23 protein-coding genes are annotated in these 22,128 nt (G+C 35.2%); 20 read left to right on the top strand and 3 right to left on the bottom strand.

All coding sequences use genetic code 11. The annotated features are described in order from the left end of the window. The first annotated feature begins 53 nt into the window (after positions 1 to 53). From ACHRVX_RS04490 to ACHRVX_RS04420, 15 genes are all read left to right on the top strand, one after another. Complete coding sequence (locus ACHRVX_RS04490; protein WP_395329645.1) at positions 54 to 977, top strand: hypothetical protein; 924 nt, start codon at positions 54 to 56, stop codon at positions 975 to 977. Beyond that, a complete protein-coding gene (locus tag ACHRVX_RS04485) occupies positions 967 to 2,334 on the top strand; it encodes an ATP-binding protein (protein ID WP_395329643.1) in 1,368 nt (455 codons plus the stop codon). The genes ACHRVX_RS04490 and ACHRVX_RS04485 overlap by 11 nt, the downstream gene beginning before the upstream one ends. Before the next feature lie 7 nt (positions 2,335 to 2,341). After that, positions 2,342 to 2,887, top strand: coding sequence for a hypothetical protein (locus ACHRVX_RS04480; protein WP_395329641.1), 546 nt, complete (start codon positions 2,342 to 2,344; stop codon positions 2,885 to 2,887). 175 nt (positions 2,888 to 3,062) lie between these two features. Continuing rightward, a complete protein-coding gene (locus ACHRVX_RS04475) occupies positions 3,063 to 3,707 on the top strand; it encodes a GH25 family lysozyme (protein ID WP_395329639.1) in 645 nt (214 codons plus the stop codon). Between the two features lie 81 nt (positions 3,708 to 3,788). Continuing rightward, positions 3,789 to 4,607 (top strand): DUF4157 domain-containing protein, encoded by an 819-nt coding sequence (locus tag ACHRVX_RS04470; protein WP_395329637.1) that lies wholly within the window; start codon positions 3,789 to 3,791, stop codon positions 4,605 to 4,607. A 16-nt stretch (positions 4,608 to 4,623) separates the two neighbouring features. Continuing rightward, on the top strand, positions 4,624 to 5,169 hold the full coding sequence (locus tag ACHRVX_RS04465) for a hypothetical protein (RefSeq protein ID WP_395329635.1): 546 nt from the start codon (positions 4,624 to 4,626) through the stop codon (positions 5,167 to 5,169). Between the two features lie 71 nt (positions 5,170 to 5,240). After that, entirely contained in the window at positions 5,241 to 6,158 is a 918-nt protein-coding gene (locus ACHRVX_RS04460) for a hypothetical protein (RefSeq protein ID WP_395329633.1), read from the top strand. A 108-nt stretch (positions 6,159 to 6,266) separates the two neighbouring features. Then, on the top strand, positions 6,267 to 7,394 hold the full coding sequence (locus ACHRVX_RS04455) for an NAD(P)/FAD-dependent oxidoreductase (RefSeq protein ID WP_395329631.1): 1,128 nt from the start codon (positions 6,267 to 6,269) through the stop codon (positions 7,392 to 7,394). Then, a complete protein-coding gene (locus ACHRVX_RS04450) occupies positions 7,395 to 8,108 on the top strand; it encodes a methyltransferase domain-containing protein (protein WP_395329629.1) in 714 nt (237 codons plus the stop codon). It begins immediately after the preceding gene. Continuing rightward, positions 8,105 to 9,157 (top strand): type III polyketide synthase, encoded by a 1,053-nt coding sequence (locus tag ACHRVX_RS04445; RefSeq protein ID WP_395329627.1) that lies wholly within the window; start codon positions 8,105 to 8,107, stop codon positions 9,155 to 9,157. The genes ACHRVX_RS04450 and ACHRVX_RS04445 overlap by 4 nt, the downstream gene beginning before the upstream one ends. Before the next feature lie 169 nt (positions 9,158 to 9,326). Beyond that, positions 9,327 to 9,764: a 3-hydroxyacyl-ACP dehydratase FabZ family protein gene (locus ACHRVX_RS04440; RefSeq protein WP_395329626.1), complete on the top strand. Its 438-nt coding sequence runs from the start codon at positions 9,327 to 9,329 to the stop codon at positions 9,762 to 9,764. Then, complete coding sequence (locus tag ACHRVX_RS04435; RefSeq protein WP_395329624.1) at positions 9,761 to 11,035, top strand: beta-ketoacyl-[acyl-carrier-protein] synthase family protein; 1,275 nt, start codon at positions 9,761 to 9,763, stop codon at positions 11,033 to 11,035. Before ACHRVX_RS04440 ends, ACHRVX_RS04435 begins: the two co-directional genes overlap by 4 nt. Positions 11,036 to 11,039: 4 nt before the next feature. Then, positions 11,040 to 11,294: an acyl carrier protein gene (locus ACHRVX_RS04430; protein WP_395329622.1), complete on the top strand. Its 255-nt coding sequence runs from the start codon at positions 11,040 to 11,042 to the stop codon at positions 11,292 to 11,294. Beyond that, entirely contained in the window at positions 11,291 to 11,800 is a 510-nt protein-coding gene (locus ACHRVX_RS04425) for a 4'-phosphopantetheinyl transferase superfamily protein (protein ID WP_395329620.1), read from the top strand. The genes ACHRVX_RS04430 and ACHRVX_RS04425 overlap by 4 nt, the downstream gene beginning before the upstream one ends. 367 nt (positions 11,801 to 12,167) lie before the next feature. Further along, on the top strand, positions 12,168 to 12,542 hold the full coding sequence (locus ACHRVX_RS04420) for a response regulator (protein ID WP_395329618.1): 375 nt from the start codon (positions 12,168 to 12,170) through the stop codon (positions 12,540 to 12,542). Positions 12,543 to 12,602: 60 nt separating this feature from the next. On the opposite strand, the gene ACHRVX_RS04415 is transcribed toward ACHRVX_RS04420, so the two are convergent. Beyond that, positions 12,603 to 12,854: a hypothetical protein gene (locus ACHRVX_RS04415; protein WP_395329616.1), complete on the bottom strand. Its 252-nt coding sequence runs from the start codon at positions 12,852 to 12,854 to the stop codon at positions 12,603 to 12,605. Positions 12,855 to 13,033: 179 nt separating this feature from the next. On the opposite strand from ACHRVX_RS04415, the gene ACHRVX_RS04410 reads away from it, so the two are divergent. Then, positions 13,034 to 16,315, top strand: a complete 3,282-nt coding sequence (locus tag ACHRVX_RS04410; RefSeq protein ID WP_395329614.1) for a CheR family methyltransferase — start codon at positions 13,034 to 13,036, stop codon at positions 16,313 to 16,315. 34 nt (positions 16,316 to 16,349) lie between these two features. On the opposite strand, the gene ACHRVX_RS04405 is transcribed toward ACHRVX_RS04410, so the two are convergent. Further along, positions 16,350 to 16,811, bottom strand: a complete 462-nt coding sequence (locus ACHRVX_RS04405) for a hypothetical protein (protein WP_395329612.1) — start codon at positions 16,809 to 16,811, stop codon at positions 16,350 to 16,352. Between the two features lie 625 nt (positions 16,812 to 17,436). Between ACHRVX_RS04405 and ACHRVX_RS04400 the strand changes: the two genes are divergently transcribed. From ACHRVX_RS04400 to ligD, 4 genes are all read left to right on the top strand, one after another. Then, on the top strand, positions 17,437 to 17,562 hold the full coding sequence (locus tag ACHRVX_RS04400; RefSeq protein ID WP_395329610.1) for a hypothetical protein: 126 nt from the start codon (positions 17,437 to 17,439) through the stop codon (positions 17,560 to 17,562). Positions 17,563 to 17,580: 18 nt separating this feature from the next. Further along, positions 17,581 to 18,078, top strand: coding sequence for a hypothetical protein (locus ACHRVX_RS04395; protein WP_395329609.1), 498 nt, complete (start codon positions 17,581 to 17,583; stop codon positions 18,076 to 18,078). 101 nt (positions 18,079 to 18,179) lie between these two features. Continuing rightward, complete coding sequence (locus ACHRVX_RS04390; protein ID WP_395329607.1) at positions 18,180 to 18,662, top strand: hypothetical protein; 483 nt, start codon at positions 18,180 to 18,182, stop codon at positions 18,660 to 18,662. Continuing rightward, positions 18,649 to 21,354 (top strand): DNA ligase D, encoded by a 2,706-nt coding sequence (ligD, locus tag ACHRVX_RS04385; protein WP_395329605.1) that lies wholly within the window; start codon positions 18,649 to 18,651, stop codon positions 21,352 to 21,354. Before ACHRVX_RS04390 ends, ligD begins: the two co-directional genes overlap by 14 nt. Here ligD and ACHRVX_RS04380 read toward each other — a convergent pair. Beyond that, on the bottom strand, positions 21,351 to 22,121 hold the full coding sequence (locus tag ACHRVX_RS04380) for a Ku protein (RefSeq protein ID WP_395329603.1): 771 nt from the start codon (positions 22,119 to 22,121) through the stop codon (positions 21,351 to 21,353). The two genes, ligD and ACHRVX_RS04380, sit on opposite strands and share 4 nt — an antisense overlap. Positions 22,122 to 22,128 lie beyond the last annotated feature (7 nt).

The raw sequence follows: 22,128 nt of genomic DNA, 5'->3' as shown, positions 1-22,128 counted from the left end.
TAAAGTGTCCGCTGAAGTATTTCAGCGGACATTAATCTCGTACTTTTATTGCTATGGATCATACTTATAAAAATTTTTACAGACAGTTTTATTTAAAAACAGGAGGTTTTATACCAACTAAACCTTTGAATAAAAATCTTTTTCCGGGCGATTATTTCCAAATTAAAAATGGTGAAATAGTGCTGTTAGGAAACGTATATCGCAATACTATTGTACCTCAGCATGAGGTGGATTTAACTGATATTATTACGCTGAACGCTTCGAACTGGAATTTTAGCGAAGGAATTTCAAAACCCTATTCAGGAAGAGGATACGGAAATAATTCAATGGAAGGTCAGTTTGAATTTAGCAAGCAGATACTTTCGTTTGCCCATAATGGCAGTTTTATTTTTAGGGCTGAAGAACCTGAATCGATTAAAATTAATAACTGGAACGATATTCAGCAGCAATTGATTATAAAGATGACACAGACTTTATTTGCCTTTCGGGAATTGTACATTGTTACGGAAAGTGCAACGGCAAACAGTACCACTTTAGCGATTGCAGGTGCAGAAAATGCCGAACTGGAATTGGCAAGTGATACAGAAAACTTTGGATTGGTTGATCTTTTTGGAGATCAGAACACAAAAACAATCCAGTCTAAGGATATTGAATATTACCATCGTGAAACCAAAAGAAAACCTGCTTATTTTAAGGCTAAAAAACTAGCGGTTCAGGAGGATAAACTCGCTTATTTTATAAGTGATTTTATCAATAAAGAAACTAATGGCGGTGAATGGGTGAATACTCTTTTTAATTCGAATTTTCACAATGATATCGATTATAATTCGCAAATAATCATGCAAAATGCGCAGGGTTATTTTCTGGATATGCTGCAATCAAATGAACTTAATCCAAATACGGCTTTGCTGTATTTTAAATGGACCGATGCGAATTTAGATGATGTTGAAAAACTATTTGCAAGTTATGGAGACTAATCAGGAAATCCTTGTTTTGTATAATGAAATGGATTGGTTACAAAAGGTAATCGATCAGGTTATTTGCAGCTATTTGCTTCAGGAAGGTCATGAAAATCAATGGCAGGATATTCCGTTACCGGAAGCAGATGAGGAAACTAAAGATAGCGTTTATTATAAAAAACTGGACGAATGGAATCTGAATCTCTACGAAAGACTTTGCCTTGCGTTGATTATTGCGCCTCAGATAAAACCTGAAGTCCTGGATATTTTTTTTAGTAAAAATGCAATGTACGATCGGGGTTTTACTGAATTTGGCGGTGTAATCAATAAAAACCACAGCGGATTTTTGCCTACAGGGCAAACCTTTTCATTTTTGATTACAGCGGTAAATCCGGAGTTACGAATCGAAATGCTGAATGTGCTGCATCCTGCTAATATATTATCGAAAGAACAGGTTTTGACGCTGGAAAGTACAGAATCAAATGTTCCGGTTTTAAACCAGATTCTGTCCATTAATGAACGCTGGTTACATTATTTCATTACCGGAAATTTGCCTAAACTGGAACATAGTGTTTCGTTTCCGGCACAACAAATTTCGACAAATTTAAACTGGTCAGATTTGGTTCTGGAAGATCAGGTGATGCAACAAGTGATGGAAATCAACGCCTGGCTTAATTATGGAGAAACGCTAATGAAAGACTGGGGTCTTGAAAGCAAGATTAAACCCGGATATCGAACACTTTTTTACGGACCGCCGGGAACGGGTAAAACACTTACCGCTTCTTTATTAGGAAAAAGCACGAACAGGGAAGTTTACAGAGTTGATCTTTCTATGATTGTGTCAAAATATATTGGTGAAACCGAAAAAAATCTTTCTAAAATATTTGATGTTGCGCAACATAAGGACTGGATTTTATTTTTTGATGAAGCGGATGCGCTTTTCGGAAAAAGAACTACAGCATCATCATCAAATGACAGGCACGCGAATCAGCAAACGGGTTATTTATTACAAAGAATTGAGGATTTTCCCGGAGTGGTTATTCTGGCTTCGAATTTAAAAGAAAACATGGACGAGGCTTTTTCAAGAAGGTTTCAGTCGATGATCCATTTCACCATGCCAACCGCTGAGGAAAGAATTCAATTGTGGCAAAAAGCTTTCTCCGGAAAATGCAAACTGAATCCTGATATTGATCTTGAGAGTATTGCCGAAAATTATGAACTCGCCGGAGGTGCGATTATCAATATTTTAAGATATTGCGCCTTAATAGCGATCCAGAAAAATGAAACAATGGCAAGTTACGAGGATCTTTTAGAAGGGATTAGGCGTGAATTCAAAAAGGAAAACAAAACGCTGAGTGTTTCACAAATGAACTGATCTCACTATGAAAAAAATTGCAAACTTAACTCCGGATTTGGTTACAAAAAAGCATTTATATGATCATAAAGCAGAATTGGAAATTGGGGAATGGAAAAAACATTTCGATTTTAATTATGTCAATACAATTATTGCAATGGCTTTAAATCATTGCATAAAAAAACATGAACTCATTGTAAACGGGTATTTAATTACAAAAGACAATCTGTATTTAATTGCCAAAACTCACGAAAAATCCATACATGCAGCGATAGAAAAGCTGGAAATTCATATTACTTTTTTACTGAAAATAAATCCGCAGCAATTAAAAATGAATAAATATGAAATGGCATTTGTGGTTGATGACGAAGATGTTTTTTATGCAGTTCGCGGGTCTTTATTTAAAATTCATCCGTTAAATAATAATTATCTGACTGCTCTTTTAACAGGGGAAAAAGTTACACTTCCCTATTTTAATCCGGAGCTTGAAAATCTAAAATCGATGCTTAAAAATCATCCTTTTTGTTCCGTTATTGATTATTCGGGCGCTGTTGGACCTGTTCAGTTTCTTTAATTTTAGTTTTCAGTTTTTAGTCACAGTTTTCAGTCGCAGTCACAGTTTTCAGTCGCAGTCGCAGTTTGAGTTTTCAGTTTGCATCTTGCATCTCACATCTCACATCTCACATCTAACATCTCACATCTAACATATCACATATAACATATTATCTAACAACAAACCAACATAAAAAATGGGCACAACGACAACAGCAGCTGATAATTTCAGCGTATTTGGTATTGATATTTCAAGGTATCAGGGTAATGAAATCAATTTCCTTAACAAGCAAGTCGACAAACTTACTTTCATCATCTGTAAAGCTACAGAAGGAATTACGTATACAGATTCGAGTTTTAAAACCAACTGGCCGGCAATTCAGGCAAAAGGATATGTTCGCGGTGCGTATCATTTTTATCATTGCAATGATGATCCCGCGAAACAAGTGGCCAATTACTTAGGCGTTATGGGAACATTTTCGGCAACGGACTTTCCTCCTATTGTAGACTTTGAAGAAACCAGTATTGATGCTGGTGTGAATAAAGCCAGTATTCAGCCGAATCTGTTGAACTTTTTAACGCTTTTAGAACAAAAAACAGGACGAAAACCGCTTATTTATACAGATAATAATACCGCAAATGCGTATTTAACCGATCCCGCTTTTGCAGATTATAGTTTATGGATTGCCAATTATAATCCCACACTAAAAATACCTAACGTCTGGAATAACTGGACCATCTGGCAACAATCACAAAGTTATAAACTAAACGGACAGCTGAATGATTATGATGTTTTTAACGGCGACAGTAATGCTTTTGCAAATTTTATTCAGTCGAGTTAAATCAACTGGAATATAAGTCAAAGTACAGAGGGAATTGTAATCTCTCGAGTTTCATTTTTATAAAACAAATCAATCAGACTTATGGAAAATTCTTATGATAATAAAAAAAGCTTAAAAACTCAGGCGGCAGCTAATAATCTGAGTAGTAAAATTATTCAAAATAAAGCAAAAGAACTTCAGGATAATCGATCTGCTTCTGTTCTGCAAAAAAAAGCAAATAACACCGGTTTGCCCGAAAATCTAAAATCAGGATTAGAAAATATTTCAGGTCATTCTATGGATGATGTCAAAGTACATTACAATTCAGGAAAACCTGCACAACTTCAGGCTCACGCCTATGCACAGGGAACTGATATTCATATTGCAAGCGGTCAGGAAAAACATTTACCGCATGAAGCCTGGCATGTTGTGCAACAAAAACAAGGACGGGTAAAACCTACTTTGCAAATGAAGGGTAAAGTAAATGTAAATGATGATAAAGGTTTAGAAAAAGAAGCTGATGTCATGGGCGCAAAAGCCATGACCGTACAACGAAAAGAAAACGGCAAAGCGCATAATGCAGGTTGTGGATGTGGAAGTTGTAATACCAGTAAAAATGACAATAAAAATAGTGATGTAAGTAGTTCCGGTGTGTATCAACTGATGATTTGCGGAAGCTGCCATCAAAATAATAGCCATGCACCAAGTTGTAAACATTATACAGGACCGAAACATGCTTCAAAATCCAAAAAAGTCAAGGATGCAAATATTGTAGGCGGATCTCACAACAGGGGCGGTTATCAAAAATCAGGAGCTGGTGGCGATCAGCACCAGAAAGGTTTTGCCGCAGCAGTAAACGTTGAAAAGAAAACCGGATTTTATGCAAATGTCAGAAACGCTAAGAAAAAAAAGGATAAATAACTTATAAATTAGAGCAATGAATTCCTATCAAAAAAAATCTTCGGAAAATACGACTCAAACTGCGGCCAATCATAAAAGTGATAAAAATGCTGCAATACAGTTGAAGGATAATCGTTTACATTCTGTTGTTCAGCTCAAACAACTGGATTCAAATGAAAAAGTTGTTCAGCTATGCCAACACAACCATCCACAGCACGCAGGTATTGCTGTGTGTCCTTACGGATTAAAATCCGCAGCATTTCGAATCCCTCCAAAACACATTAAAGGCGCGAAAGCAAGCAAATTTAGTGAAGGAAGCCAAGCGGTAATGGATCACGCACATGCGCAGTTAACTGAAGGAAATGCTACCGTAGAAAGTACAAATGCTAATGGTGGAAACGATATTGAAGTATCAGTACCTAGAGCTCATCGTCATCTCCCAGCCCGTACCCCACGTAGATTCAATGTTCATAAGACATCTAATAAAGACGGATCCGGTCAATTGGCACATGATTTTTTTCTGAAAAATGGGGAATCATCTGAGTCAGAAGCTTCAGATGCTGAAGAGGAACATAAAGAATAGAAAATAGTAAAAAAGCATTATATTTTCTAACAAACCCTTTTTGAATGTTAATGATATAAAAAAAACATTTTATGTACTCCCACGAAAAAAATACAACTAAAAAACTTTTCGAATCTGTACCGGCTAGTTTACCCAAAACTTCTTTAACAGCTCAACACGCAGTAGCTTTGGTGGATAATCGTCCAAAGTCTGTTATACAAAGAAAAATGGCTCTTAATAATACTGTAATTTCTACTCCTCTTAAATCAGCACTCCTGCAAGGTCAGGAAGTTGTTCAAAGAGTAAAGAACTTTCAGCCAGCTACAAAAATAAAATCGGGAAAAGGAACTGATCGTGCAAAAGCACTAAACGGAATCAGAAAAATCAAACTTCTTGGCAAACGACATCCTGTTAATTCTAAAAAAGCACAACAAATGTTCGGAAAAAGCGGTGTTGTTGATCCTAAAAAATTCAACCGCTTTTTTCACGGACATAAAGCGATGGATGAAATGATGAGTACTGCCGTAACGCTTGCACACGCTCATACCCTTCACCAACAAGGTGAATTTGACGCTGCCGAAGATGTCGTTAGTCTTTCTGACTATGCCCGTTTCCCTACATCACATATGGGACATCACGTTCCGGGTTCGCAGTTTCAGCACCCAACATCTGTGAATACTCAAACTTATGGAAGCCGTGGAATGGCGCATGGCAGTTTTGACCGCGACAGAGCACAATTGGTTTTAGCCGAAAAAGATCCTGTTAACGCACTTAAAACCGGAATTGCGTATTCCATGAATTACGGCGCGCAACCTCCTTATGCAAAAAACAGTCTCAAAAAATTTAAGACTGCCAAAGAAATCCAGGAAGCTGACCAGGCACACAATCTTCGCGAAGATTATAAAGATTATGTGCGCGGAGGAAGAGGAAAAGAAGTTGCTGCTGATAAAGAATGGAATCCCGGAAAACATAAAGGCAGATCGGTAAGTCCGCCACGTAAGAGAAAATAATTTCCGGTTTATTCCATAATGGCACTTCCATTTTTTTTCCAAAATCAAAAAATAAACATAAAACCTCCATCGTTATTATATTTAAGATTTAATCCTTAAATTGGTAATATGGAAAAACAAACAGATGTAATTATTATTGGCGGCGGACTTGCGGGTCTGACTTCGGCAATACATCTGTCTCAAAAAGGATTAAAAGTAATCCTGATCGAGAAATCCGGATATCCGCGGCATAAAGTCTGCGGAGAATATATTTCGAATGAGATTCTCCCCTATTTGCTTTGGCTTGGCGTCGATGTTTCGGAATTAAACCCTGTCAATATCTCTAATTTTGAGTTTACATCAAATAATGGAAAAACTGCTACTGCAAAACTTCCGTTAGGTGGCTTTGGCGTAAGCCGATACGAACTCGATAATTTTTTATACCAAAAAGCACTCGCTCACAATTGCACTGTGATTCAGGAAAACGTTACTGATGTTTCTTTTATTGACGATATGTTTACCGTTACAACTCCTGACCAAAATTTATCGGCAAAAATAGTACTGGGCGCTTTTGGCAAACGATCTAATATCGATCAGGTTTTAGAGCGAAATTTTATCACTAAAAAATCACCCTGGCTGGCTGTAAAAGCCCATTATTCAGGTGATTTTGATACTAATCTTGTCGCATTACACAATTTTAAAGGCGGTTATTGCGGTGTATCTAAAGTAGAAAATAATAGTATCAATATTTGTTATCTCGCAGATTACGCCACTTTTAAACAATACAAAAACATTGAGGAGTATCAGTTGAATGTATTGTATAAAAACAAACATCTTAAAACTGTTTTTGAAAATAGTACGCTTCTTTTTGATAAACCCATTACGATCAGTCAAATTTCTTTTGATAAAAAACAGCCTGTCGAAAATCACATTTTAATGATTGGCGACACTGCTGGACTTATTCATCCGCTTTGTGGTAACGGAATGGCAATGGCGATTCACAGTGCCAAAATAGCATCAGAATTAATCCTGGATTATTACTCGGATAAAAAAATCTCGCGCGCATTATTAGAAAAAAATTATATCCAACAATGGAATTTCCATTTTGGAAAAAGATTATTTATGGGCAGAATTCTCGCGAAAATCCTGACTCATAAAACCATTACTAATGTACTTTTTGCTGTTGTAGCTTCATTTCCGGGGATATTACCCGGAATAATCAAACAAACACACGGCAAACCTATAGCAATCAATTAAATGGCATTAAGCACAAAATACAGAACACAGGAAACGGAGATAATGGATGATTTTTCTCTTGAAGGGAAAGAATTACAAGATGCATTAGACAAAATTGCCAGTATTAATCAGTTATTGGGTGGCAACAAACTTACGCTTCACGGCATCAAAACGTTATTAAAAAAAACAGATTCCCAACAAACAATTGTAATTGCAGACATTGGCTGTGGCAATGGCGATATGTTGCGAATGCTGGCAAATTATGGTAAAAAAAATGACTTGAATTTTAAACTTACAGGCGTTGATGCGAATGAGTTTACAATAAATTATGCCAAAACATTATCAACCGAATATCCTAATATTGAATATGTATGCGTGGATATTTTTAGTGAAGATTTTACCCTTGTAAAATACGATATTGTTTTATGCACGCTAACATTACATCATTTTACTAATGATGAAATATTAAATATAATTACTATCTTTAATAACAATGCTGCTATTGGGATTGTAATTAACGACTTGCATCGCAGTAAATTAGCATACAGGCTTTTTAAAATGATTGGTATTATTTTCAATTTAAACAGAATGTCGCGTGAAGACGGATTGGTTTCTATTTTAAGAGGATTTAAGAAAAATGAATTAGAGAGCTTCTCAAAAAAACTGAATTTTAAAAACTATACCATAAACTGGAAATGGGCTTTTCGCTACCAGTGGATAATTGCTAAAAAATGAGTGTAAAAATTATAACGGTTGCAAAGCAACTCCCACAATATTCACGTGAAACGGCTGATATTCTCCCAATGCTGGAAGGATGGCTTCACGAACAGGATGAACGCTTTATTAAAAAAGTAAAAAAGATTTTTGAAGGCGCCGCCGTAGACAAACGCTACTCTATCATGGATCCTGCCGAAGTTTTTACAGCCACATCATTTGAAGATAAAAACGATATTTATAGTCGGGAAGTGATTATTTTAGGCGAACAAGTACTGGAAAAAGCACTTAAAAAATCAGACTGGGATCCGCAATCGCTTGATTATATAATTACTGTAAGCTGTACCGGAATTATGATTCCGTCCTTAGACGCTTATCTCATCAATAAAATGAAATTGCGACAAGATATTGTTCGTTTGCCTGTAACCGAAATGGGATGTGCCGCCGGAATATCAGGTATTATATATGCGAAGAATTTCCTGAAAGCAAATCCCGGGAAACGTGCTGCGGTAATTGCGGTTGAATCTCCTACGGCAACATTTCAGCTTAATGATTTTTCGATGCCTAATATTGTCAGCGCAGCAATTTTTGGTGATGGAGCAGCGTGTTGTCTGTTATCATCGTATGAAGACGATCATGGTCCGGAAATTATAAATGAGGAAATGTATCACTTTTATGATGCAGAACATATGATGGGATTTAAACTCACCAATTCGGGTTTGCAAATGGTGTTGGATATTGAGGTTCCGGATACAATTGCGTCACATTTTGGAGATATTATTCACCCTTTTCTCAAAAAAAATAATTTAGAAATTAAGGATATCGATCATATGATTTTTCATCCCGGCGGAAAGAAGATTGTTAACACAGTCGAAGCACTTTTTTCAGGATTAGGAAAAAACATTGATGCCACAAAAGAAGTCCTCAAACAATATGGCAATATGTCGAGCGCCACAGTTTTATATGTTTTGGAAAGTATTATGGATGAAAATCCAAAAACTGGCGAAAGAGGACTGATGCTTAGTTTTGGACCGGGATTTTCGGCGCAACGGGTTTTATTACAATGGTAATTATTTAGAAAAATCTATTGAATTGAATTATTTGCATATAAAATCCGCGTCTTTACAAAGTAAATCCGTTTTATCAGCGTTTACTTAAAAGCGAATTGTATGTGAACTATTTTTAAATTTATTACAACAACATATTTACTAAGAAACCAACTGGTTAAGAAAACAAATTATGGAACTGACCAATATTATAGCACAATTGCCTTACAGCAAACCTTTTTTATTTGTAGATGAATTGTTGCATGCAGATGAAAACAGCGTGAGCGGAACATTTACTTTTAAGGAAGATCTTGATTTTTATAAAGGACATTTTAAAGACAATCCTGTAACTCCCGGCGTAATCCTTACCGAAACCATGGCGCAGATTGGCATGGTTTGCCTTGGGATTTATTTGCTTGGAGATAAATTTAATAAAGAAACCGTAATTGCTTTTACATCCGCAGATATGCAGTTTTTAAAACCCGTTTATCCTAATGAAAAAGTAACGGTAACATCTCAAAAATCATTTTTCAGGTTTGGAAAATTAAAGTGTGATGTAATTATGACAAACGAAGCCGGACAAGAAGTCTGCAAAGGCATTTTGGCGGGTATGATTACAAATAAACTATGAAAAAACGAGTTGTCATAACAGGTTTAGGCGTAGCGGCTCCAAACGGAGTTGGAATTGCTGCGTTTACAAAAGCCTTAAAAAATGGCGAATCAGGAATCAGACATGATGCACAGTTGCAGGAATTACAATTTTCCTGTCAGATTGCGGGTCAGCCTCAAATATCTGATGCAATTAAATCACAATATTTTACAGAACTTGAATTACGCGGTTTTAACAGCACCGGAATTTTATATGGCGTTATTGCCGGAATCGAAGCGTGGAAAAATGCAGGATTATCTATAGAAAATAATGAAAATCCGGATTGGGACAGTGGTACTATTTTTGGATCCGGAACATCCGGAATCGATAAATTTCGCGAAAGCATTTATAAGATCGATGAATTACAAGTCCGCCGACTTGGAAGCACTGTTGTGGCACAAACCATGAATAGTGGCGTAAGTGCGTATCTTGGCGGAAAACTGGGACTTGGAAATCAGGTTACTACAAATTCATCAGCCTGCACAACAGGAACCGAAGCTATTATGATGGCTTTTGACCGCATACAATCCGGACACGCAAAACGAATTTTAGCAGGAAGCACGGGTGATAGCGGACCTTACATCTGGGCTGGATTTGATGCTTTGCGTGTTTGCAGTTCAAAATACAACGACAATCCGGAACAAGGATCACGACCTATGAGCGCTTCTGCAGCGGGATTTGTTCCCGGAAGCGGTGCCGGAGCCTTGATTATCGAAGAGTTAGAAACCGCCTTAGAACGAGGAGCCACTATTTATGCCGAAATATTAGGCGGAAATGTAAACTCAGGAGGACAAAGAGGAAACGGAAGTATGACCGCACCCAACAGCACTGCCGTTCAGCGTTGTATTACGGGAGCAATCAACAACGCAGGAATTACCGCAAATCAAATTGACGCGATAAACGGACATTTAACAGCAACGACAAAAGACGGCCTTGAAATCGAAAACTGGACAAAAGCATTGGGACGATCCGGTGCTGATTTCCCCTATATCAACTCCTTAAAAAGTATGACGGGACATTGCCTCAGTGCTGCCGGAAGTATTGAAAGTGTGGCTGCGGTTTTACAGCTTCATGAAGGTTTTATATTTGGCAACACCAACTGCGCCGATCTTCATCCTGAAATTACTGCGCTAATTGATCCGTTAAAAGTGCCTTTAAAAACAATTAATAATAACCCGGATATTATTGCCAAAGCAAGTTTTGGTTTTGGCGATGTAAATGCCTGTATCATTTTTAAAAAATTTCAAAAATAATTATATGAACAAAGAAGAACTTATTGCTCAGTTAAAAGTAATTATAAAGCCTTACACAACAAATACTGAAGCTTACGATAATCTTACTGAAGACACGGATTTTATTAACGATTTAAGTATCAACTCTGCTAATCTGGTAGATATTGTACTGGATATCGAGGAAGCTTTTGATGTTGTAATTGATAATACGGATATGGAACGTATGCTGGATGTAAAAACTGCGGTAGAAATTATAGAAACAAAACTTGCCGCAAAATGATTGGGAATGATATCATAGATATCATACAATCCCGCAAGGAAAGCAATTGGCAACGGAAAGGTTATCTCCAAAAAATCTTTACAAGTCAGGAACAACTATTGATTTCAAATGCACCAGATCCTGAAATAATGGTCTGGCTGCTTTGGAGCATGAAAGAAGCGGCGTATAAAATTTATAACCGACAAACTAAAATCAGAGCTTATATTCCTCATAAATTAATTTGTACTATCCTATCGCAAAATGACGATTATAGCATTGGTACAGTAAATTGTGCCGAAAATATTTACTATACAAAAACAATTATTTCTCCCGAAACTCTTCATACAATTGCTTTAAAATCTTTAGACAATTTAAATAATGTCATTGAAATAGATAGAAAACACATTATTAAAGACAATAATGGTATTCCTTATTTAACATCTTCCTCATCAAATATACTTCCTGACGTTTCTATTAGTCACCATGGCAGATTTGAAAAAGTGGTAACTCTTAAGTCAAAATTTTAAAAATTAGTTAAGTTTGTATCTCTGCTTATAATTCAAGAAAATTTTGCTATAATTTCTACATGGGAATTATGTAACATCAAAAAGTAATTATGTAAAACTATGATTATTCATGACTCTACATTTATAAAAAAATCGAAACTAAATGTATTAATTTTTGTACATTTTTTTATAAAAAATCCTATTCGTCATAACATTTTTTTTTAACACCTTATAATCAAATAACTATGATAGAAATTACTCTCGAACTCCTCTCCCTTTTTCCTACCAATACATTTATTAAGACTTTAATTATTTCAAAAATTGCTATTACATAATCAATATCCCTTAACAATAATAATCAAACCAAATAATACCATAATTTACAATCATGAAATATAAAAATATATTACAAATCGATGATGATTATGATGATTGTGATTTCTTTTCAGAAGCCCTTGAAGAAGTTTCTAATGCGGCGTATACTGCCATTCATAACCCAATACAAGCTTTACAGCAACTTATAAATCAAGAAATTCGTCCTGACCTTATTTTTCTTGATATCAATATGCCTATTATGACCGGAATCGAATTATTGGCCGAAATCAAAAAAAAAGAAAATATTAGTCATATACCTATTATAATATTTTCGACTTCGATAACTACCGAAATAAAAAATCAGATAAAACTTTTAGGTGCCATTGATTATTATATTAAACCTAATGATTTTAGCTCATTAAAAAATCTTATAAGATCCCTGATTTAAAAAAAGACCTGGTTTACAGGTCTTTTATCAGCAATAGAACAACGTATACTTTCCAAAGTATTAATTTGGAGTTGTTGAATGATGCGAAACGGTATCCTTGCGAGTTGTTGTAGTGGTACTTTTTTTCGTACTCGTAGGATTTGTTTTGTTTGTTTCTGACTTATGAGTCGTTGATTTTTTTTCAGTTTTAGTGGTACGATTATTTACTATCGTATCTGATTGTGTTTTAGTTTTTTTTGATTTAGGAGTTTCCTGCGCGGTGGCAAAACTTACGATCCCAATCATTGCCATTGTTACAAATAAATTTTTCATGATATTGATTTTTAAGTAATTAAAACATTTTTATAAATTGATATATCACAAATTTTAAAAACATCCAAAACAAAAGATTACATTTTTCGTAATCAATTCTTACAATATTTCCATTTTTAATAACAGCTTACTTTTTATAATAGAAAGACTTCTTATCTTTGATCAAATAAATAATAAAAATGAAACTTCCTGAAACAAAACAGCCAGAAAAAACAAAACAGGATTTTCCCGTAGTCGGCATTGGAGCTTCCGCCGGAGGATTAGATGCTTTCAAAAAATTACTTCAGCAAATTCCCATCAATTCGGGAATGGCGTATGTAATTGTACAACATTTATCTCCGGACCATTCCAGTAATTTAACCGAAATATTATCCCAGCATACTGAAATTCCTGTTCACGAAATTGTCAACGATATTAATCTTGCTCCTGATAATATATATGTGATTCCGGAGAATAACAATTTAATTGCCGAAGACGGAGTGCTGAAATTACACACAAAAACCCGTGCCGAACGAAAAAATGCCACAATAGACATCTTTTTTGATTCATTGGCGAAAATTCATACCACATTTGCTATTGGAGTAATTTTATCCGGAACTGCTTTTGACGGAACGTTTGGCTTAAAAAAAATAAAGGAATTAGGCGGCGCAACTATCGCGCAGGATCCTGAGACAGCAGCTTTTAAGGGAATGCCACAAAGTGCGATTGATGCAGATGTTGCTGATTTTGTACTCGCACCTGAAGATATTGCAGAACAATTATTAAAAATTCATCAAAGTTACACCGCCAATTACGCTTATACTGAGGAAGATGAAATTCCTAAAAGTGACGAAGAAACTTTGCAGCAAATCCTTAATCTTGTTTTTTTAAGAACAGGAAATGATTTCCGTCATTACAAACAACCCACTATCAGAAGAAGGATTGCCCGAAGAATGGTCGTTGTTCGCAAGGAATCACTTCAGGATTATTATAATTTATTACGAAATGATAAAGCAGAACAAGAAGCTTTGTTCAATGATTTCCTGATTCCGGTTACGTACTTTTTTCGTGACACCAAATTTTTTGATTCTCTGCCAGGCACTATTTTTCCGCAATTAATTCAAAATACAGTAAACAATAATTTGCGTGTCTGGGTTCCGGGATGTGCCACCGGTGAGGAAGCGTATTCTCTGGCCATCAGCATTCATGAATATCTTGTCGAAAAAAATAATAAGGATATAAAAGTTCAGATTTTTGCTTCGGATCTTTCTGAAAAATGTATTACGCAGGCACGAACAGCCATTTATTCGGCTCAGGATATCCAACACGTTTCTCCGTCAAGACTTCAAAATTATTTTACAAAACGCGATGGACATTATCACATCAATAAAGTGATTCGCGACATGTGTATTTTTGCGGTACATAACTTTATCAAAGACCCGCCTTTTGCAAGAATGGACCTTGTATCGTGCAGAAATGTACTGATTTATTTTGATCCGTTCTTACAGAATAAAGTTTTGGGTTCCTTTCATTATTCCCTTAAGGAAAAAGGAATATTATTTCTGGGTAAATCAGAAACCATTGTCACCGCACCCAATTTATTTGATCCGTTAGGGAAACAAATAAAAATATATACCCGCAAGTTTGCTGCAGCTCGTTATGTGCCTGAAGCATTCAAGCCAGCTAATATTAATTCGCGGGAAAGAAGCGAACTTCAAAATAAAAAAATGCCTGAAACTGATTTCAGAAAAATTGCAACAGATATTTTATTTCTAAAATATACGCCTGCAAGTGTCATTATAAACGACCATCTTGAAATTGTTCATTTTCATGGCGATACGAGTTCTTTTTTATTGCCATCTCCGGGAAAACCAAATTTTAATATTTTGAAAATGGCGCGCGAAGGGATAAGTTTTGAACTTCGCAATGCAATTTTAAAAGTCAAAAAAGATAATAAAAACGTAATAAAAGATAATATAACGGTTAATGACCAGTCTTATCTCGCTTCGTTTGAAGTAGTTTCTATTCCAAATGATGACGAACATCTTATGGTTCTTTTTTATAAAAAGCCACTTCCGGATGTAGATCAGGACCTTAAATTAAAACGAAAAAAAACAGATCAGCTTCGTATTGAAGAACTTGAAAAAGAGTTAGCTCAGCTACGCGAAGACATAAAACGTGTTACCGAAGAACAGCAAACAGCTTTTGAAGAATTACAAACCACAAATGAAGAATTATTAAGCAGCAGTGAAGAATTGCAGGCTATGAATGAGGAACTGGAAACATCAACAGAAGAACTTCAGTCTAATAATGAGGAATTAATGTGCGTAAACGATGAATTACTGGATCGTCAGGAACAATTGATTTCGGTGAGAAACTACTCTGAATCGATTTTTAAAACCATCCGCGAACCTTTATTAATCATCGATAGTGACTTTTTTGTCAAAAGTGCTAATCCCGCTTTCTATAAATATTTTGAAACTACAGAAAAAGAAACGGAAGGTTATTCCTTATTCGAAATTGGTGATTGCCAATGGGAAATTCCCGAATTCAGGGAGTTGATTACCAAAATGAAGGGGGAAAAAACATCTATAGAAGGTCTTAAAGTAGATACTACCTGTAAAGGAATTGGTAAAAAAATCATGATCGTTAATGCACGAAAAATTATTGATGCTAAACCAGCGGGAATGATTTTACTGGCGATCGAAGACATTACCGAAATAATTGCGGCTAACCATTTACTTACCATAAAAAATACAGAGCTTGAAATGCACAACGAGCAATTAGAAACATTTAGTGCTGCTGCAAGCCATGATTTACAGGAACCTCTTCGCAAAATTCATATGTTTTGCAAGCGAATCATTGAAAATGAAACTGATAATATATCCGAAACCAGTAAACACAATCTGGAACGTATGTTATTTGCAGTTATCAATATGAGTCAGCTGATTACTGACCTTATTAATTATTCACGTATTAATCTTATAGAAAAAGAATTCAAAAAAACAGATCTGAATCTCCTTTTGAAAAAAACTATTGGAGAAATAAAAGAGACTATTGTGGAAAAAAACGCTGTTATTACAGTTTCACCTTTTCCGCAATTAAAGGTAATACCGCATCAGATGCAACAGCTCTTTAACAATCTGATTTTAAATGCGATAAAATATACAAGAGAAGGCGTAATTCCTGAAATCAAAATAGAAACGCAGCAACCGTCTCAGGATGAAATAATTGAAGTTGGCGGAAACAAAGACCTCAATTATGTAAAAATTTGTATTATTGACAACGGCATTGGCTTTGACCAGCAATATGCATCAAAAATATTCGATCCGTTTTACAGATTGCACAATAACGACAAATATCATGGCAGTGGTTTAGGACTAACCTTAGTCAAGAAAATTGTATTAAATCATGAAGGATTTATAAAAGTAGAAAGCAGAATTAATGAAGGCACCAGCTTTTATATTTATCTTCCTGTCTAATCAAAAAAAAAGATACCGTTTGGTATCTTTTTTTTTACTCTTCAATTTTAATCGCCTTAATCTCTATTTTGTTATATTGGGCAATTGATTCAGGTTTGTTCCAATAATCAATTACGGTTTTTATAACGTCTTTAAATTTTGTATAATCATAAGGCCTTACAAAATAACTGTGTGTTGGCAAAGAATACGGATCAATTACAAAACTTTGTTCAAAAAGTGTTGTAAAAAACAAATACGGACAATTGAACAGCGTTCCTACTCCGTTATTATCAGTATTCATTTCCATCACTTTATAATTTACAACATTAAGCAAAACGATGTCAGAGAAAACCAGAAACGGCTTTATTTGATGGCGCATCATATAATGGCAGGCTGTTTCGGCTGTATTAAAATAAATAATAGGATTCGCGTAGTTTAATTCCAAAAATATTTCAATAAATAACTTCCGGTCTTCCTGTTTGTTCTCTATTACTACAATGGGTCCTTTTATATTCATGGTTAATCATTTTAAATTCCTATTCATAATGTGCGCTTTAGACCCACAAAATCCTATGTAAATATTTTAAATTTTAGCCAAAAACCACTTACAAAATCTTCAGTTGCGTTTATATAATTTTCATTAGGAAATATTTAAATGTTAATATTTATTGTTTGGGTTTAATTTATTGCCCCACGGGTTTTACGGATTTAAACTGGTGTACACAGGTTTAATTCTCATTATTGTAATCCTGACGAAGGAAGGATCACACTTGTAACTCGACAAAGATTGTCACTTATCTATACGCCCCTACTCTAATGAAATTCTTGCTCTCCGGAATGAAAATAATCTAATTCATATAGTTTCGTGAAGCCGATAACTATCGAAGCGCAAAAAAATTCAGCAATTAAGTTCAAAAAATAAATATAAACCTGTGCAAACCAGTTCAAATCCGTAAAACCCGTGGGCTAATAATTCCTTCTATCTACTACAAAAAACTAATATGCTGTTAATTATATAAGTACTCGTTTAAATTTTATAATTAAATAAGGTATGTTCCCACTAATTTTAACTTAATCTTTTAGCATTCAATTATATGAGTCGAAAGATTACTTTACTATTTACTAATTTTATATCTACTATTATGAACACTTCAAACCAAAAAAACGGCAGCACTACAGGTGCAAAATCATCAGACAAAAAAACTAGTACGGCAAAAAGTACGTCAAAGTCTGCTGACACTAAAAAAACGACAGGAAACAAGAAGTAAATCTTTAAATCATTACATATGATAACAGGAAACAACAACGAGAATTACGGTCGGGAAGACCGTAATTTTTATCATCCCGAAGATGATATTCGTCAAAACTCAGATAAAAAAGAAAATGATATTTATGCTGCAAATCAAAGCAATAACGAAAGCTATGTAGATGAATATCAAAAAAGTATTGACGAAGGATATTCTGATGATGATCAGATTCTAAATGACGATGAAGATTTCACTGCCCAGGAAGAGGAAGAGGATTTAGACGATGAATTATCCAATGCTTTGGATCGTGATACTTTTGAAGAAGATGATGATCTTGATGAAGATCAGGATTGGGATGAAGATGATGATCTGGACGAAACTGATTTAGACGATGATCTTGTTGAGGATTATGACGAAAATGATCGTGAACCGGAGAGTTTAGCCAGTGATAATTCAAGAGATGAACTGGATCAGGAATACGATATTGATCAGGATCTTGAAGAAAAAGATCCCGTAAATAATCCCAGAAAGTTTTAAGCGCTATGCTTTATAAAATAAACCATTCGCTGCGGCAATGGTTTATTTTATTTTACACTAACCCTATCTACAAATTATAAAGCTATTAAATACAACTACTTATGGATATTTATATTTTTATACAGCTTCTGTTAGTTTCAATTGCAGCAACATCAGCCATGACATTATTTAGTTATGCGGCATCAGAGAGCTTTCGGGAATTGTACAAAGAGCCTGTTTTACTCACCTTTATGCTCACAAAATTAAATATTGAAGTACGACCTAAACCAAAAGCCATTTTAGCCTGGTTACTGCATTATTTCATCGGTCTTTTGTTTGTATTTGCCTATTACTATTTATGGGTAAATAATATACTGCCAATTTCGTTTTTAAGCGGTTTTTTATTGGGTTTTGTCAGCGGGATAATAGGTATTTTGGGCTGGATGATCATGTTTAAATTAAGTAATCATCAACCGCAAATTGATTTCAAAGGCTATTATTTTCAGTTGCTCCTCGCCCATATCATTTTCGGTCTCGTTGCAACCGTTGTATACCACCTTTCATTAACCATTTTAATACTTGCAAAAGCGTATGTCACTGTCTAAATACAATCAGAAAAGAGATTTTAAACAAACCAAAGAACCCAAAGGAAAAGTGGAGAAATCAGCCAGTAATTTGATTTTTGTCGTGCAAAAACACGCCGCGTCACATTTGCATTATGATTTTAGGCTTGAAATGGATGGAGTTCTCAAAAGCTGGGCAGTTCCAAAAGGTCCGTCAATGAACCCGGATGATAAACGACTGGCCATGATGGTAGAAGATCATCCTTACAGCTATAAAGATTTTGAAGGCACAATTCCGGAAGGAAATTATGGCGCCGGAAATGTTATTGTTTGGGACAACGGAACGTATACGCCTGATGAACCTGCCGAAAATGCGGAGAAAAAATTATTGGCAGATCTTAAAAAAGGACATTTAAGTTTTATTCTAAAAGGAAAAAAACTGAAAGGAGAATTCTCGTTGATAAAACTAAAAGGCAAACAGGAAAATGCCTGGTTATTGATCAAAAAACAAGATTCTGAAGCAGCTGAAACTGATATTCTGAAAAAAGATAAATCGATTATATCTGAACGATCATTGGAAGAACTGGAAAAGAATGCTAAAAAAGCAGCAGAAAAAACAAAGCAAAAATCAGCAGAAAAATCAGCAGAAAAAACAGAAGAGGAACATGAAGAAAAAAAACCTTCAAAAAAAAGAAAGTCTTCCGTCATTGAAGCCGCTACTTTTATAAAACCAATGCTGGCCAATATAAAAGAAGAACCTTTTGATGATTCAGATTGGGTTTTCGAAAATAAATACGACGGATATCGTGCCGTTTCTGTAATAAATCCTACTGATGTACAATTGTTTAGCAGAAATCAACTCTCTTTTAATTCTAATTTTAAACCCATTGCTGATGAACTCAAAAAAATAGATCACGTCGCGGTTTTAGATGGCGAAGTTGTCGTGGAAGATGAAAACGGAAAAGCGAATTTTCAGTTACTTCAAAACTATATTAAAACGGGATTAGGAACTTTAAAATATTATGTTTTTGACCTTTTAAATTTAGACGGAAATAGTATAACGGATTTGTCTTTGCTGGAAAGAAAGGAATTGCTTAAAATCCTGTTCAATAAATATGATTTTACCAATGTTTTTTATTCGGAACATACTGTAGAAAAAGGGATTGAACAATTTGAACTCGCGATAAAAAATAAAGCTGAAGGGATAATTGCTAAAAAAGCCGACAGTATTTATTCGCCTGACAGAAGAAGCAACGACTGGCTTAAAATCAAAATTTCAAATGCTGAAGAAGCAATTATCATTGGCGTTACCCAACCTAAGAATTCCAGAAAATATTTTGGCGCCATTTTGCTTGGGCAATATTATGGCAAACGCCTTCAGTTTATAGGCAAATGCGGAACGGGTTTTAATGACGCAACGCTTAAGGAATTGTATGCAAAACTGGAACCTTTGTTTGTCAGCGAATCTCCGCTTAGCGAAAAAATCAATATTAGGGATGAAATTCAATGGGTAAAACCAAAATTAGTCTGTCAGGTAAAATACTCTGAGTGGACGAATGATAAACATTTAAGACATCCGGTATATCTGGGCTTAAGAGTAGATAAAAAGGCTTCGGAAGTTTTTGTGCCTTCGAATATTAAAATGGAAACTTCGGGTAAAGAGCCTAAAAAAGAAGCAAGAAGAGAGATGAAAGAAGATACTGGGAAAGATTTTAAAAAAGAGACTCAAAAAGAGGCAAGAAAAGAGATGAAAGACGAGCCGCAGAAAGCTGGAAAAGACAATACTATCACTGAAAAACCAAAAAATAAAATGGAAAATGATTATGATTTAAAAATCGGGAAAACCACTTTGCATCTTACCAATCAAAACAAGGTTTATTTTCCGGACGATAACATTACAAAAGGCGAAATTGTGCAATATTACAATGAAGTTGCCGATTTGATTTTGCCGTATCTAAAGGATCGTCCGCAATCTATGAACCGTTTTCCTAACGGAATCAATGGTCCTAGTTTTTATCAAAAAGATGTTGATGTCGACAAGGTTCCGACCTGGCTTAAAACCAAAAAAGTTTTTTCGGAATCGAATGATGAATATTTAGATTATCTGATTTGCAACGATAAACCCACTTTGCTTTATATGGCAAATTTAGGCTGTATTGAAATGAATCCGTGGAATTCGACTATCAAACATGTTGAAAATCCGGATTGGCTGGTAATTGATATTGATCCTGAAAAAGATGATTTTGCCGAGGTTGTAAAAACAGCTTTAACGGTAAAAGAAGTTCTTGACGAACTTGAAACAGAGTGCTATTGCAAAACTTCCGGCGCAACGGGATTGCATGTTTATATTCCGCTTGGAGCTAAATATGATTACGATTCAATTAAGATTTTCGGGGAATTATTAGCTACGGAAATTCAATCGCGTTTGCCTGAAACCACTTCTTTAGAACGAAGTATCAAGAAAAGAAACCATAAAATCTATATCGATTACCTGCAAAACCGACGCGGACAAACGCTCGCAGCACCTTATTCTGTGAGACCAAAACCGGGCGCAACCGTTTCAACGCCATTAGAATGGGAGGAAGTAAATTCAAAATTGCATCCGTCACAATTCACTATTAAAAATGTGATGAAACGCTTTGAGAAAAAAGGAGATTTATGGCAGCCTGTTTTAGGAAAAGGTGCTAATATTAAAAAGATATTGCAAAAGCTGGAAAGCAAATGTCTGGATTAAGAAGATTTCTTCTTATCCAGACTTGCTTTTAACATTGCCATTAAGTCGTCGCTTTGTTTGTGAACGACTTTTAATTTTGGTGCCGCTTGTTTTTTGCCTTTCGATTTATTTTTAATAATCTGCAAAAGCTTCGCGGTATATTCGTCTTTATAGGCGCTGATGTCAAATTTTTCAGTCAGTTGATCGATTAATTTTTCGGCCATATCCATTTCTTTCGTTGCTTTTTTAGATGCTGCAGGAAGTTTTAATTCATTTGGATCTCTGATTTCCTGATCAAATCTGATTCTGTTTAACAAAATCACATTTTTATACGGTTTTAAAATCGCCAGACTTTCCTTGTTTCTCAAAACAAAACTTGTCACTCCTACTTTTCCGGAGGCTTCAAGCGCATCTCTAAGCAAAGCATACGCATTCATAGCACCTTTATCAGGTTCAAGATAATACGGTTGTTCGTAGTAAATACTATTGATTTCTTTTTCTAAAGCAAAACTCTGAATGGCAATTGTCTTTGTTTTTTCAGCATCGGCAGCTTCAAAATCAGCATCTTCCAGAATCACATACTTATCGTCGATTTTATAGCCTTTTACAATATTGGCGAAAGCGACCTCTTTACCGGTGTTTTCGTTTACTCTTTTAAACTTGATGTTGGCATGATCTTTTTCATCCAGCATATCCATGTCAATACTACTTTCCTGCACGGCAGAAAATATTTTAATGGGAATATTAATTAACCCAAAACTAATTGATCCTGTCCAAATTGATCTCATGACGTAT

The sequence above is a fragment of the Flavobacterium sp. FlaQc-47 genome (assembly GCF_044006475.1).
Lineage (GTDB): Bacteria > Bacteroidota > Bacteroidia > Flavobacteriales > Flavobacteriaceae > Flavobacterium.
Note: the sequence above shows the minus strand (reverse complement) of the source record. Positions and strands in the feature narration are given on the sequence as shown.